Source organism: Priestia endophytica DSM 13796, assembly GCF_900115845.1.
Taxonomy (GTDB): Bacteria; Bacillota; Bacilli; order Bacillales; family Bacillaceae_H; genus Bacillus_I; species Bacillus_I endophytica.
This window is the reverse complement of record NZ_FOXX01000016.1, coordinates 49699-63359: the sequence shown is the minus strand read 5'-3', so window position 1 is coordinate 63359 and position 13661 is coordinate 49699. Positions and strand designations below refer to the sequence as shown.

Annotated in this window: 17 protein-coding genes; 5 read left to right on the top strand and 12 right to left on the bottom strand. The window is 33.0% G+C overall.

Annotated elements, in window-relative coordinates; translation table 11 throughout:
- The first annotated feature begins 183 nt into the window (after nt 1–183).
- On the top strand, nt 184–825 hold the full coding sequence (locus BM012_RS21765; protein ID WP_061803012.1) for an ABC transporter ATP-binding protein: 642 nt from the start codon (nt 184–186) through the stop codon (nt 823–825).
- A 152-nt stretch (nt 826–977) separates the two neighbouring features.
- Here the strand turns inward: BM012_RS21765 and BM012_RS21760 are convergent, their stop codons facing one another.
- The gene (locus BM012_RS21760; RefSeq protein ID WP_061803013.1) at nt 978–1640 is read right to left on the bottom strand and encodes a ParB N-terminal domain-containing protein; all 663 of its coding nucleotides are present in this window, start codon (nt 1638–1640) and stop codon (nt 978–980) included.
- A gap of 181 nt (nt 1641–1821) precedes the next feature.
- Between BM012_RS21760 and BM012_RS21755 the strand changes: the two genes are divergently transcribed.
- A complete protein-coding gene (locus tag BM012_RS21755) occupies nt 1822–2103 on the top strand; it encodes an AbrB/MazE/SpoVT family DNA-binding domain-containing protein (protein WP_061803014.1) in 282 nt (93 codons plus the stop codon).
- 263 nt (nt 2104–2366) lie between these two features.
- Here the strand turns inward: BM012_RS21755 and BM012_RS21750 are convergent, their stop codons facing one another.
- Nucleotides 2367–2855 carry a hypothetical protein gene (locus BM012_RS21750; protein WP_061803015.1) on the bottom strand — a complete coding sequence of 163 codons (489 nt, stop codon included), beginning with the start codon at nt 2853–2855 and terminating at the stop codon, nt 2367–2369.
- 374 nt (nt 2856–3229) lie between these two features.
- Between BM012_RS21750 and BM012_RS21745 the strand changes: the two genes are divergently transcribed.
- Complete coding sequence (locus tag BM012_RS21745; protein WP_074842897.1) at nt 3230–3403, top strand: DUF3934 family protein; 174 nt, start codon at nt 3230–3232, stop codon at nt 3401–3403.
- A 111-nt stretch (nt 3404–3514) separates the two neighbouring features.
- On the opposite strand, the gene BM012_RS26575 is transcribed toward BM012_RS21745, so the two are convergent.
- The gene (locus tag BM012_RS26575; RefSeq protein ID WP_164468797.1) at nt 3515–3670 is read right to left on the bottom strand and encodes a hypothetical protein; all 156 of its coding nucleotides are present in this window, start codon (nt 3668–3670) and stop codon (nt 3515–3517) included.
- Between the two features lie 460 nt (nt 3671–4130).
- On the opposite strand from BM012_RS26575, the gene BM012_RS21740 reads away from it, so the two are divergent.
- Nucleotides 4131–4436, top strand: coding sequence for a DUF5634 family protein (locus BM012_RS21740; protein ID WP_061803016.1), 306 nt, complete (start codon nt 4131–4133; stop codon nt 4434–4436).
- A gap of 119 nt (nt 4437–4555) precedes the next feature.
- Here BM012_RS21740 and BM012_RS21735 read toward each other — a convergent pair whose 3' ends face one another.
- From BM012_RS21735 to BM012_RS21715, 7 genes are all read right to left on the bottom strand, one after another.
- Nucleotides 4556–4990, bottom strand: a complete 435-nt coding sequence (locus tag BM012_RS21735; RefSeq protein WP_268801462.1) for a restriction endonuclease — start codon at nt 4988–4990, stop codon at nt 4556–4558.
- Nucleotides 4991–5185: 195 nt separating this feature from the next.
- The gene (gene map, locus BM012_RS21730; protein WP_061803018.1) at nt 5186–5935 is read right to left on the bottom strand and encodes a type I methionyl aminopeptidase; all 750 of its coding nucleotides are present in this window, start codon (nt 5933–5935) and stop codon (nt 5186–5188) included.
- Between the two features lie 235 nt (nt 5936–6170).
- Complete coding sequence (locus tag BM012_RS26970) at nt 6171–6296, bottom strand: hypothetical protein (protein WP_372439895.1); 126 nt, start codon at nt 6294–6296, stop codon at nt 6171–6173.
- 230 nt (nt 6297–6526) lie between these two features.
- Nucleotides 6527–6661 (bottom strand): hypothetical protein, encoded by a 135-nt coding sequence (locus BM012_RS27130; protein ID WP_268801459.1) that lies wholly within the window; start codon nt 6659–6661, stop codon nt 6527–6529.
- 529 nt (nt 6662–7190) lie between these two features.
- On the bottom strand, nt 7191–7595 hold the full coding sequence (locus BM012_RS21725) for a hypothetical protein (RefSeq protein WP_061803019.1): 405 nt from the start codon (nt 7593–7595) through the stop codon (nt 7191–7193).
- Between the two features lie 4 nt (nt 7596–7599).
- Nucleotides 7600–8784 (bottom strand): ParM/StbA family protein, encoded by a 1185-nt coding sequence (locus tag BM012_RS21720; protein WP_061803020.1) that lies wholly within the window; start codon nt 8782–8784, stop codon nt 7600–7602.
- Nucleotides 8785–8997: 213 nt separating this feature from the next.
- Nucleotides 8998–9576: a DUF3967 domain-containing protein gene (locus tag BM012_RS21715; RefSeq protein WP_061803021.1), complete on the bottom strand. Its 579-nt coding sequence runs from the start codon at nt 9574–9576 to the stop codon at nt 8998–9000.
- 1317 nt (nt 9577–10893) lie between these two features.
- On the opposite strand from BM012_RS21715, the gene BM012_RS21710 reads away from it, so the two are divergent.
- Nucleotides 10894–11154, top strand: a complete 261-nt coding sequence (locus tag BM012_RS21710) for a hypothetical protein (protein WP_235606114.1) — start codon at nt 10894–10896, stop codon at nt 11152–11154.
- Between the two features lie 213 nt (nt 11155–11367).
- Here BM012_RS21710 and BM012_RS21705 read toward each other — a convergent pair whose 3' ends face one another.
- Both BM012_RS21705 and BM012_RS21700 read right to left on the bottom strand, forming a co-directional pair.
- Nucleotides 11368–12201 (bottom strand): hypothetical protein, encoded by an 834-nt coding sequence (locus BM012_RS21705; RefSeq protein WP_061803022.1) that lies wholly within the window; start codon nt 12199–12201, stop codon nt 11368–11370.
- Between the two features lie 198 nt (nt 12202–12399).
- On the bottom strand, nt 12400–13398 hold the full coding sequence (locus tag BM012_RS21700) for a hypothetical protein (RefSeq protein WP_061803023.1): 999 nt from the start codon (nt 13396–13398) through the stop codon (nt 12400–12402).
- Nucleotides 13399–13661: the final 263 nt, after the last annotated feature.

The window sequence follows — 13661 nt, the reverse complement described above, 5'->3', positions numbered from 1 at the left end:
AACTTTAACAAATTATTACATAAAATTACATAAAAAGTATTAATTTTCATTATTTTCTATATAACTCATTTTATGTAGTGTTATAATCGTCTTATAATTTCTAACACGTCTCTCTATTGATACTAAATTTAAGCTCTTTCATTAATCAAGTTCATCATCTGACACTAAAGGAGTAATAAAAAAATGGAGAAAATATGTGAATTAATAGAAGTAAATAAACGTTACGGAGAAAAATATATTTTAGAGGACTTTAGCCTTTCAATACATAAAAGTGAAATGATGGCTATTACAGGTAGAAGTGGATCTGGCAAAACAACAATATTAAATATTATAGGAGTCCTTGAAAAACCAGATTCAGGAATAGTCCAGCTATTTGGAACAGAGAATCCCCGTCTTAGTTCCTCTAAAACTAATCAACTCCTAAGAACAAAAATAGGTTACCTATTTCAAAACTTTGCATTAATTGAGGATTCAACTATAAATGAAAATTTAGAAATTCCCTTAATTTATTCAAAAATGTCGAAAAAAGAAAAGGAAAAAAGGAAAAAACAAGTTTTAGAGCAAGTAGGTTTACATGTATCATTACAGCAGAAAGTTCATCAGCTATCTGGAGGAGAGCAACAACGAGTTGCTATTGCTAGAATTCTTCTGAAGCAATGTGAACTCATTTTAGCAGATGAGCCAACTGGATCATTGGATCTTAAAAACCGTAATGAAATTATGGAGCTTTTAACACAGCTGAATCAAGCTGGAAAGACAATTGTTATAGTCACTCACGATCCTTATATAGCAGATAAATGTGATAGGGTTGTAACGTTAAACTAACTCATTTTAAATATTAAACTTAGTTCAGATTCTAATTATAAGACTTCACAAATTGTCATTTTATGTAAATAAATAGAAAAAGGACTCCGGAATGTGGAGCCCTTTTTATTATCTCGTTATTTTCAACTTTAATATTGACTAAGGGAAAATTTCTAATAATGAACTGGAACACGCTCTAACTTTCTCTGTTTTGCTACATAATAGCGACTGTAACTATCCAAAAGTTCATGCGTTTCAGGATCAATAATAATCGGTTTATCTACCGTTCCATTCTTCTCAATACTCTCTTCCACTGCCTTTTGTTTAGCAATTCCTGGTGTAAATTGAAGAAAGGTTTCTGGAACCTTAATTTCTTCTAAAGACATCCAATCCTTTGTTCCCTTTGGAACAAGAATCTGCTTTTTCTCTTTCCCTTGTTTACTTTCTCCTTGAGGTTTGGCTTCCTCTTGTTTTTTAGCCCTTGAACCCTTTTTTGGTGTTTGTTTCGGTTGTTTCTTCTCTTTTCCTCTGTCCTCAATTTCTTGTATCTGCATACAGATAACGCCAATCTCACCTGTACATTGCTCAAACGGAATATCCAAACAAGGCTCTCCTTGCACAAGGAAGCGTCGTTGAGAAAATTCCTCTTGGCTTATATTTAATTTGTTAAATTGTTTTAGACTTACTACAACGGTATAGGTAATCAGATTACTTTTAAACGGAATCCCTTTTGGTGCATTGGGACTTCCCTTTTCCTCCATATCAAAAGCCAAGTACTTCCCATAGTCTTGAATTGAGCTAGTCGGACAGCCAGTTACACTAATTTTATGAGCCATCGTTCTCCTCCTTCTCTCTCTATATGTCTAGTATATATACCCTCATATACGATTGAACAGAGCTAAAATCCAAAAAGCAACAGAAAAAAATGATTTTCCCATAATTTTATGAATTTACTACATTATCAATTTCCTATATTTGCTACAATAAAGAAAACAAAGGGAAAGTGGTGTTGATAAAGTGAAAAGTACGGGGATTGTAAGGAAAGTCGATCAATTAGGACGTGTGGTCTTACCAAATGAGCTAAGAAAAAACCTTGCTATCGAAAAGAATGATCCTTTAGAAATTTTTGTAGACGAGAATCAAATCATCTTAAGAAAATATCAGTATCATAAAGCATGTATGATTACGGGAAAAATATCCGAAGACAATATGGTATTAGCAAATGGAAAAGTAGTACTAAGTCGGGAAGGAATAGAGATTTTATCTAAAGAGGTAGGGGAAATCGACGTTTACGTCTAAAAGATAAATGATAAGTATGAATGAGTAAGTATGGATGTGATGATAGGCCCGAATTTTGCATTTACCTTTTGTTTCGTGGGGAATCCACTAAATGCAAAATTCAGGCCTCTTTTAATATGTGCTTTTTTGCTTATATCCTTTTATTAACAGCATAAAAAAACAAACCGTCATTAAAAGGTTTGTCTCTTTAAGGCTATTAGTTGTTAATGCACTGCAACGAAGCCGTACATTAGTGAAAATAGGAAAACAAATGTAAAAACAGCCTATTTTTTTCTTAAAATTAGTCGCCATTTATTATTGAATTTCTCAAATTGAATAATATAATTTTCTTTTTCATAAATAAAAATATCCCCAGGTTTTGTTGGTTTCCCCATTATCTCCAAAATTTCATCTTTTGAATAATCAAGTTCAACTTGAATTGTATAAATCTCTTTCATTTCATCTTCGTCGATAATAAAATTTTGATTTTCAATTGTATATCCATATGTTTGAATGTCTTCATGGTCAAAATGTTCGTTTGGTTTACCCCAAATTCTCTCTACATCGCTCATTTTAATATCATTATCAAGCCTTAAAGGTGTTCCTTTTATGATTCCTTTTTCTAAGTTTTTAATCGTTTCAGCATCTAAATTAAATACGCTATGCCTTGAAGTATCTCCTACTTTATTTTTCTCTTTTGATACTTGCGTACTGCAACCAGATATAAAAAGTAAAACAGCAATCAATGTTATTAATAAATTCACTATTTTCAAATTCATCACCTATTCTAACAACACTTACTTTTCTTAAATGCACATAATGTTAAGTTCACTTTTCGTTCCTCTTAAGTAATATATTCTTTTTAATTTTCCGTAACAAAAAAGCACCTTCTAAGATAGAAGATACTTTCTAATCACCTTTATTTATTTTTTGGTAACCACTTTCACCTTTTACTTGGGAAGTTGACGAATAAACAATCAGGGTGAAAAAAACAGAGTTTAATCGACTTTTAAAATTATTTATTGTTTAAAATAATATCTGACTGTTATATGCTTATATTTCATTATGTTTGGTTTTTACCAAAGTAAAAGGATAAGACTAACTAATGATAGTTACCTTAACGTACAAGAATAATGGAGTTGATTTTATGAGTAAAGCTAAGGGTAAAGGCGGAACAGGCAGAGGAACAGGTAAGAAGGGCTGGAATCGTTGGCAAGCTAGTTCAAAAAAAGCAAAGAGTGCCAAACCCTACAAAAGTAAAGATGTTAAAAATCGCGATGATACAGAGACAACTATTAATGGTGATACATTCGAAAAATAGTGACTACTTCTAAAAAATACCATTCCTTAATGAACTAACGGGTGCATTAGCTGAAAATCAGCGCTGTCGGATTGATTTCATAAAATAAAAAATAACCTCGAAAGATCGAGGTTATTTTTTATTTACTTGACGTCCACTTTTTTTGGAACTCTGTGAACTTGTGTTTCCAATTTGAAATTCATTACCTAGTTCAACATCATTTCTTTTATCCTGTTTCTCGATTTGCTTTCTCGTTTGATCCTTGTTTTGCATCCCTTGTTTAGACAATACATATCCATCTCGCTTTCAATGTTATTGTTTTTAATATGCGCAAGTATAAGGAAAATACGTATTATTTATTTAAAAAATAATTCTTGTCTTTAGTAACTTATTATTTAGACCTTGTTGAAATATCAGGTACGTTAGCTTAAAAATTACTGTCTTTAAGGCAGTTTTTTTCTTTATGCAACTAAAAAAAGGGCAACCAGAAATATTTTCTTATCTGGCTGACCTTATAATACGAACGGGCAGCTTAGTTTAAGGAAGTTTTTTAACTTGTATTCACCAATCGGGCCAATTTTTTGAATAAAACTTAGATTTTTAAAACACTACACTACGCTACATTAAATAACTTTATTGTCATCTTACACTTAGTGCAAAATGCTTTTATTTTATGAAGAAAACAGGGTTTAAATGAACGAAAGTATGACATATTAAGGGAAAGAACCATTTGGAAGGGAGAATTTTAGTGGATTATCTATCTCGCGAACAAATTATGAATGAATTACAGCAATCCTTTCAACCCTATTTAAATATGTATGGAATTGAAAATATCGGTATTTTTGAAGAAGAAGGACAAGATGATCGCTATTATCTTGGATATACAACTCGAAAAGATGGCCAAACCCATCATATTCATCTGCCTTTTCAAAAAAATAATAATGGCGGGTTATCCCCAATTGATAGTAAGTGGACGGTAGAATCAGACAATCCACTGGAAAAAGATCTTAAAGAATTTGAAGATCTAGATCATGTATTCCGCGAAATATACTAACGATTACTTAGATTACTTAGGTGAAGGGCAGAGGAAAACCACTTCACCTACAAATTTTTAAAAGTGTAAAGTTGTACAATCCCAATGTTTGCTGCTCGTCGTTCGCTGACCTTGTCATCCTATTTGTTGCAACTCTTTTGCAATAAATTTATTAAACCATCAGTGTCCAACTTAGTTAAAGATAATATGTGTCTTTGAAATAAAGTTGAACTGTTAATAAAAAAAGAGGAACATTCAAAAAAGCGATTTGGCTTTCCTTGGCATACCACTAATGACTTTCCACACGTTGGACATTTATGAGGCTCTGCTTCCACCTCTTGATACACCTCTTTGGCTGTGTCGGTAGGATTTACTTCTAAAATCAACTCTTGAAGGGCTTTACGGTCAAATAGTTGTACACTACACGCTTCGGCTAATGCACTTGCTGATTTCGTAAAGAAACTATTTTTGATGACCCATGCTTCATCGGCTTTATAATAAGCTTGTACTTCATATATCTCTTGCACAGCTGATAAACTGACTCTATTTTTAGATCCATATCGCTTCGCTTGAATGACAATTTTTTATTATCCCTTCATGATTAAATTGGCCACAAAATTTATCAAGACTTAAATCATAAAAGGTCATAAAAAATAAAGGATGATACATATTGTACATGTACAATATGTATCACCCTTTTACTGTTGGTTTATAAAAAATTTAATTATTATTCTACCTGTGTTGCTCAACAATCGCGCCCTATTGTGGTATTAGTGCTCTGACAATGTAGTAATAATAGGCCCTTCCTTCGTAAGAATAATCGTATGTTCGTATTGAGCCACAAAGCTTTCATCGGTTAGGAGGGTCCATCCATCTTCGGATTGGAAAACCTCCTCTTCAAATGTAGAGATAAAAGGTTCAAAGGCAATTACCATACCATCTTTTAAAATTTCATCATCCTCGTGAGAGTAGTAATTGAAAATATGTTCTGGTTCTTCATGAATGGAGCGCCCAATACCGTGTCCAGTAAGATTTTTTATGACGGTTAAGCCATGCCTTTTCGCTACATTATGTGCAGCTTTTCCGAGCGCGCTTTTTTTCGAACCTGGTTTTGCTTTCTTAAGTCCAGCGTCGAATGCTTCTTTAGCAACGTCACATATTTTCTGTAGAATGCTCTCTCCTTTTCCCACTACAATGGAAATTCCGGTATCTGCGAAATAACCGTTTTTCGAACCTGAAATATCAATATTAACAAGATCCCCTTCTTGAATGGTCTGTTCCCTCGGAATCCCGTGTGCTACTTCTTCATTTATGCTGATACACGTATATCCAGGAAAATCATATTCACCTTTTGGTGCAGATTGAGCTCCTGCTTTTTTAAACATCTCTCCCGCAATTTCATCGAGTTCTTTTGTAGTCATTCCAGGTTTAGCGCAATGGACTAATTCATCTCGAATCGATCCGCAAATCTTACCAATTTCTTTTAATCCATTAAAATCCTCTTCAGTTTTTGCAATCATTGTATATCCTCACTTTTTAAAGTATTCTATGATCAGTATTCCATTTAAATTCTAGTATAAACGAACAGGCTTTTTCTTCAACAAAAGGTTCATTAAAAGAATAAGCAATCAGAAGAATACCATTCCCCATTCCTAAAATTTTTTCTATACCTCTCCATAAAATTTAAACACTTTCACATCATGTTAATATTTTATTAATAAGGTTTTCTAGGTGACATTCTCGTTTAGTCTGTTCTCAAAAAAAGGCCTGCATTCCAAACTGACCTTTCAAAAATTCTTGTCGTGAAATTCCTTTTTCTTTTGCCAGTTCATCAATCTTTTTCACTGCAACTGGATCTACATTTCTCACTTTAATCTCCATTTCATTCATCCTCTCTCAACATTCAGTGCTCTACATTTTAAAAGCTAGAAGAGCATAAGGGGTTTTTGCCCCCACTAAGGTGTGGGGTTAGGCAGAGCCTAACAAAACCGTGGGTACAAAGAAAAGTGCCAAACGTCCCCTCAACGTCCCCTCAAATCAGGGTGGGGTCCCCTCAACGCCACCTCATTTTTTCGTGAAGTCCCCTCAACATCCCCCTAGGTTTCACAAGTTCAAGCTAAATCTTGCTCTTTTTCGTTCAACCTTTTTACCTTTTCCTTCAACATTTTCTTCTCATCTTTATAGAGACTAATGCTCTCTTCTTTCATTCGAATGTCATTTTCTTTACCTGAAATTTGAGCTTCCATTTCAGCTTTTCTGTCTCAATTTGATACTACATATTGGCTTTTAATTCCCCCATTTCTTTTCGGAAAGTTCCTTGGATTTCCACCTCAACTACAACGGCTTTTTTAGGGAATTTCATTTTCTTTTTGATCTATTTTTACCGGATGTCGATCACTAATAACCTGTAAACTTTCCTATTCTTATATGACCTTTTTGCACTCGTAGGTATTTTTGCTTAATCCCTGAACAAGTTCATCTTCTGATTATTCCTTCTCTGTTTTTTCTTTATTTCTCTCGCTATCTACACTTTCTGCTGTCGTCGACTTTTGATACACATCAAGATCTAAGACTCCCTAATCTAAAGATAATTGTTTCACCCTTACCACGTCCCTGATATAAAACTTTAATCTGTAAGTCTATCCTTGAATGGACTTTTTCTAGATTTTAAAAGGAAATGACTCTCCATTTTATTTATTCAACTTTTTATCTTATCCCCCTACAAAAAATAGCCCTCGCATCATGTGAGGGCTATACTCTCTTCCTTAAAAGTTATCAAAAAATTGATTTCGGGTTAACCTCTTGATAATTGACTTTACTTTTGGCTTCTGATTTATTCGGTTCTTCATTTACACGACGTTCATTTTGTACAGAGGGAGACGTTTTCTCAAGGATAGATAAATCTTTTCGTGGAGATCCCCCTGAAAGGATACTCTCTTTTACCGTTAAAGTATCTTTTCCTCTAAGAGCCTCTAAAATGAACATATCTCGACTCATTTCTTTATCGACATGATGATTTAAAACGCTCTCCGTTCCATACAGCTCAATCATATGGTACACAATTTTACGTAGAGATAGCGCAATGTTATCTTGATTTTCAAACCATTTATAAAACTCATCGGTTTCGTTGCTTTTAAACTTCCAGTTGTACTGTGTTTTTCTCTTTTTTTCGTTCGTCATACCTTTACATCACCACAGTTTCTTTGTATTCTTCTGTAAATAGCATGTTGCGATTTAAGATATCTAATCCTTTCACGTTCATATCAACCGCATATTGTTCTGGAATCCAAAGGACTTTCGCATCTACAGAATCTGCAAATTCTTTTAAATACTTATACATGTCTTCTTTAAACTCAATGGATCCCCCACCATAGCAAGCCAGATATTCCGGTTCACTAGATAAAGTCGTTGTATACTTACGTTCTACATCTTCTAAGATAAAATCAACTTGATTAATACGAGCTTCACGTAGGAAATGAACAGCTAGATTATGATCTTTTGGATACTCGTCTGGTCGCTCAATATATTTGGCAAACTGTTGACGGTTAATATTTAGGCCTTTACGTTCTTCCTTCATTAATTGAATAGCTTCTTCTACTGCATGACCTACCCCACGTCTTTCTCCTGTACATTGCTCTGGTTGTGGGTTCACCCCTACAGAATAAATGTACTCGGTTGTTCCACTTCCAATATCAATATGCATAATCTTCGAATTCATAAAGTATGAACCATCTACCTTTTTCAATCCATATTCTTTAGAAAACTCTTTAAACATATCATTTGGGGCTTCAAAGATGGCATATAATGCCGGAATACCTTCTTTTGTGACTTTTAATTGTGAGAAGTTTAATTCTACGGTTACTTGCTCTTGGCCAACATACACAATCACCACATGAGAAGTCTCCATGAAACGTTCCTCTAACTGTTTTGCTGTCTCTACATTGTGTTGGCTTGCTGGGATTGCACTACTCATGCCTACTTCTGCTTTTAGAGATTGAGGAAGTTCTCCTTTTTCCTCATAGTGTTTTTGCACCACTCTCGCAGCAGCATAACCTAATGTATTAATTAAAGGTAAATCGCTGCTATGTTTCTCATGAACCGCAATATCCATATTGCTTACGCCTTCTGTGGTTTGAATTGCTCGTTCTCCAATCATATATAAACCATCACGACGAATCGATGAGCTTGAAATATGTACAAGTAATTGGTCAATAAGATTTGTTACGTTCTTTTTTACATCATTTTCGTGAACCGAAGGTTTTCGATTAATTCGTTTATAAGCACTTGGAACTTTCACTACCTCTTTCATGCCTGGTTCAAGAATCTTCATTTTGTCATTTCCAATATCATTAGCAAGGATTAATTTCATTAACAAATCCCACTCCTTATATATAATATATGTATATTATATCATTTATTATACTTTTATAACATTTATTATATAAATAATAAATAAAAAAGATGTATTAACTGTAATCCATACAATTAATACATCTATATTGATATAAAATATATATATAATGAGTATCTGGTTTGTTAATAAGTTTAATTTTATATATACTTTATATAATTAATATACTTATTATCTCCAAAATTCCCACCACTTCTTTTGAAGTGCCTTCCTATTTTCCTCTAAAGATGTAGCAATCACCTTTTTAGTTTCTTTTATTTCTTTCATTGCATCAAGGAGTAGCTTATCTCTGTTTTCAATTTTCTCTTTTTCTAACGAACTGGTATCTTCTAATCGTTCAACCTTTCTTATGAGTTCTTGATTTTGCAGAAGAACTTTTTCATTCTGATCTAAGACAGCTTTCATTTGAGCTTGCATAGCAGCTATAGCTTTAGACATATCTTGCACATCAGACATACCAGACATATCATCATATGGTCCTCTAGATATATCTGCGATATCTACCATATCTGACATGTTAGAAAGAGCTCGTTGTACAGCTTTTTCTAGAGTCATATTCTTTTGTTTTTTAATTTGGATTATCTCTTTAAATATAGATACTTCATCTTTATCATACATTAAAGCTCCTTGGTTACTTCTTGAAAATGTATAACCTTGTTTTTCAATTAAAAAACTGTATTTACGAATTGTAGATGCAGCAACACCTACAGCATGGGAAACATCTTCGACCTTTAATAATATATCAGACATATCAGTTACACCTCCTATATCTTACTGATATGTCTAGTATATCTTGTTGCTATATTTGTTGCTACTACTGATATATAAATCTCTAATAAGTTTCGTTTTAAACTAACATGTAATTAGATAAGGTTAAATGTTGGTTTAATTCCTATATACTAAAATGTTAAAGTAGAAAAAAATAACAATTATTCAATTAAATCGAAGAAGGGGACTAAAACAAATGGAGGAAAGAATCGACGAATTTTAAAATTAAATATAAATGATAATGAAATTAATCAAATGGATAGTGAATACTCGTTATCAGTTCCAGCTCAGGATTTATATGATTTTAAAGATGGGGGACGGATTAAACATAATCTATCATGGTAGTGGATTTTAAAAATATGGGGGGGAGAATTGATAATTTATTACATAGGATCGAAAAACGAGGACTTGAATACTATATAAAATCTTTCTAAATTGATCAGGAAGGCGAAAAAAACTAAGAAAAAGGATTGAATATCTTGGTCTTACATCTTCATGGATTAATAAGGGAACAAAGAATGAATTAAATATTTTTTATAATGATAAATTAATTTATAGTTTTGATAACCCTACTTCATTTAATTTTTCAAATGAAAATTTAAATGAAGCTCATAGCATGTTAGATAACCTAGAGAAAACAATTGAAATTAAAATCTTGTCAAAGGAAGGCTATTTAAAAGTAGAGGTAACACCTAAGGATTTTACCGTCATTATGTAGATTAAAAATATACTACCCTATATAAATTTCTGCTTCATTTAAGTCACCAAAATACAACTTAAGTTCACCCTCGTTTTTCAATTAAGATGCTGTATTTACGAATTGTAGATGTAGCAATACCTACAACTTGGGAGACATCTTCGACTTTTAATAATATATCAGACATATCAGTTACACCTTATATATCTTACTGATATGTCTAGTATAGCCGTGTTTGGTTCTACTACTGATATATAAATTTCTAATTAATTAACTTTGTTTTAAACTAATCTGTAATTAGATATAGGGAAATGTCGGTTTTATTCATATGTATTAAAATGTTAAAGTAAAAAAACAACCATTCAATTAAACAAAAGAAAGAGGCTTAATTAAATGTGTAGAAGAACTAAGCGAAGCAGTTTGCGAAACTACAAGAATATATTAATTCCAACTTAGAGGCACAAGCTCAACAAATAATCAGTACAGCTCGCGACATTCAAAAAATTAGGAAGGTACTCTCGAAAAAGCCCTGGTAGAAGTTTTAGTGATATATCTGATATGTCTTGTTAATAGCGATCAAAATATTATAGGGAGGGATTTAGATGTCTAAGTATAAAATGGGAGATGAATTTTCATTAGATGAGATTATGGAGTCTGGAAAGGATTTTTCCACTTTTGAACTAAAGGGTTATCAAGTTGAAGGGAATACAGCGATACACCCTGAAACACAAGAAGCTATTCTTCTGCAAGATATGTTAGATGAAGTTAGAAATGTACGAAATGAACAAGAAAAAATTATAGCAAAGAGAAAGAACCCGTCCGATCCATTAAGAGCTGTTCTAGCTATTAATAAAAAAGGATAAGGCTCATCACATAATAATTCAAATGATTACGATACCTTTACATAAACACCTCTTACAAAATCGTTATATAGGAATCTAAAGGAGCTATAAAACGGCTCCTTTTTTATTTTGCTGCCGTTGTTTAAGATCGATTTAAAATACATCACAAGCACGCATTTTAAATAAATGAAAAGGAGTATGAAACAATCTGGTCCGTTTCTTGATAACAAAACATCACTTGAAATAATTAGATTTAGCTAACTTATCTAGAATGTCATTTATATACCAAGGACTTCTTCTCCTCAGTTTAAAATAACGTATATTAAGTAATAAGAGAGAATCTGTAAGTAATCTTCGAGCATCAATCAATGATTCTAATACCTCTAGTTCATCAAATACCTTTTCGAGATCATTTAGACATGTAATATTAAAGTAGTCAATTGACTTCCCTTTATAGGTAACATAAATCTCTTTGCTTTTTCCTCGAGAATCTTTTTTTGTAGTCGAATCCAATCCTAAGTTTGAAATCCGTTTTCTCAATAAGGGAAATTCTTTCTCCAAACGTTCTTCTTCTTCTTTTTTCTCTATTTCCAATTGTTCACGTCTTTTTTTCTTTTCAAGCAGCTCTGGTTTGAATTCATAAGGTCTTACACTAGCTTTTATGGTTTCTATACCCATAACCTTTGCTAAGGTTGTACGGTGACTCCCGTTATCCATAACATAAAACTCATCTAAATTATTATAGTAATCTACAACAATTATTTCATCCTTCTGATCTGCTTGAAGGAAAGCAATAAGTTTACTTAACCCTTCTTTTTCTAAGCGATCTAATTGTCGATCCATCCTAGGAATAACCTCAAAGTTTTCCAACCAAGTTTTTTCTGTATCAATACGAAGGGGATTGCCACCCATTATCTTTTTAACTGGAATAAGTTCTTGAATCTCTTTTATCTTTTTACATTCATATTCGCTAGAATCAGGGATTGGTTTAGGATGGGAATCGCTGGTTCGAGAAATATCCTGATTGTATAATCGACGCAACCTAGCTTCTCGGTTACTTTTTTCCATATCAAATACACTACCTTTCTGTAATTGAAACCACGATAAACATTAAATGAAGTGTCACTCTTGTGCAGGAGCTACTTGTTAGATAAACACACCTGATAATGGAATAAATTAAATACAGAATTCTAACCAATCATTTTTATAATTTATTAAACTTTGTTTTACATCCACAGTAACTTAGAAAATTTAAGTTACTAACTATTATGTATAATGGGCCAAAATAGCCTTCATTTTCACCATTTCTTCTTCAGTTGCTACAGATACAGACTCTTGGCTTTCTGTTGTTTCTTCTTTCTCTTGTTGTGCCTGGAACCAATCCGGGAGCATTTCTTTACGCACAATTTTACGTGGTGACATCATTACAGACTCTTCCTCGTCCTTTTTGTCTTCTGGTTGTACAAGTTCATTAAATTTGTTTAAAGCAATATGATATACCAATTTACATTGCTCTTCAAAGCTCATGGAACGCGTTTTTATGTATGTAAATAAAACATGAATAGATTCATAAGCAATAGAGTGAATATCCTTCTTAGAAAGAGTCATAGATACAGATTGACATACTTTTTGAGAAGCCATACGTACACGCAAATAAAGGTCTCTTAAAGACTCTTTGAATATATCTTTAAAGGTTTGATTAATTAATTTTGGGACTCCCTTGATAAAAGGAATCGTTTTGTACATAAAATGATTTTTAATATAATGATTTTTAGGTAAAGAATAGGTAGAAACTTTTTTCGCCTCTTCGTCCCTACTCCCACAAGGGATTTCAGCGTTTTCTGCTTGGACATCAGCTTGGACATCAAAGCCGAAATATTGTTGCCAGTGTGTAAAACACGGATGATCCACAAAGAAATAAACGGCTGCACCACGGCCATTATGTTTAGAAGAAGAGCGATGAGCCTTCACAATCTTGCTCGCATCTTCTAAGGTTTTCATGACACGACGAATTGTACGAGTAGAAATGTTATGCTCTTTAGCAAAATAGGAGTCTTTCGCATAAACAAAGCCTTTTTCTGTAGCTAAAAAACAAATCATATCAATAGCGTTTCTTGTTTCGGGTTTTAATCGAGCATATGAATCTCCAAATGCAGACTCCACGATGCTTAATAATTTATACTTCATTTGTTTTTGTTGATCTTTATCTTTTATGTAAGATTCATAGTTTTGCATACGGGCAAAATCATCACTAAAGATTAACATATTTTCTCTCCTCTTTTCCTGCGGAAAAAGAAAAAGGGTGTGTTTACCGTTTAAAAATTCGGTAAACACACCCTTTACAAAAGAGAGTACAATAAACCCTTGCAATAGTTAAAGTTTTGCTGTAAAATGCAGATAGAAACTTTAACTATTGTGAACAAGGTTTGAGGTAAGTGTTTACCGTGGTTTCGCACGGTGAGCCGTCGTAGGATGCTTCCAACATCGCTATGATTGCCTTGAACCTTTTTTCTGTTCCGAACTGTCTA

Bases quoted from the DNA above. Each gene is read 5' to 3' on its own strand.
- BM012_RS21765 (WP_061803012.1), top strand. From the start codon at position 184: ATGGAGAAAATATGTGAATTAATAGAAGTAAATAAACGTTACGGAGAA.
- BM012_RS21760 (WP_061803013.1), bottom strand. From the start codon at position 1,640: ATGGCTCATAAAATTAGTGTAACTGGCTGTCCGACTAGCTCAATTCAA.
- BM012_RS21745 (WP_074842897.1), top strand. From the start codon at position 3,230: ATGAGTAAAGCTAAGGGTAAAGGCGGAACAGGCAGAGGAACAGGTAAG.
- map (WP_061803018.1), bottom strand. From the start codon at position 5,935: ATGATTGCAAAAACTGAAGAGGATTTTAATGGATTAAAAGAAATTGGT.
- BM012_RS26970 (WP_372439895.1), bottom strand. From the start codon at position 6,296: ATGGAGATTAAAGTGAGAAATGTAGATCCAGTTGCAGTGAAAAAGATT.
- BM012_RS27130 (WP_268801459.1), bottom strand. From the start codon at position 6,661: ATGGAAGCTCAAATTTCAGGTAAAGAAAATGACATTCGAATGAAAGAA.
- BM012_RS21725 (WP_061803019.1), bottom strand. From the start codon at position 7,595: ATGACGAACGAAAAAAAGAGAAAAACACAGTACAACTGGAAGTTTAAA.
- BM012_RS21720 (WP_061803020.1), bottom strand. From the start codon at position 8,784: ATGAAATTAATCCTTGCTAATGATATTGGAAATGACAAAATGAAGATT.
- BM012_RS21715 (WP_061803021.1), bottom strand. From the start codon at position 9,576: ATGTCTGATATATTATTAAAGGTCGAAGATGTTTCCCATGCTGTAGGT.
- BM012_RS21710 (WP_235606114.1), top strand. From the start codon at position 10,894: ATGTCTAAGTATAAAATGGGAGATGAATTTTCATTAGATGAGATTATG.
- BM012_RS21705 (WP_061803022.1), bottom strand. From the start codon at position 12,201: ATGGAAAAAAGTAACCGAGAAGCTAGGTTGCGTCGATTATACAATCAG.
- BM012_RS21700 (WP_061803023.1), bottom strand. From the start codon at position 13,398: ATGTTAATCTTTAGTGATGATTTTGCCCGTATGCAAAACTATGAATCT.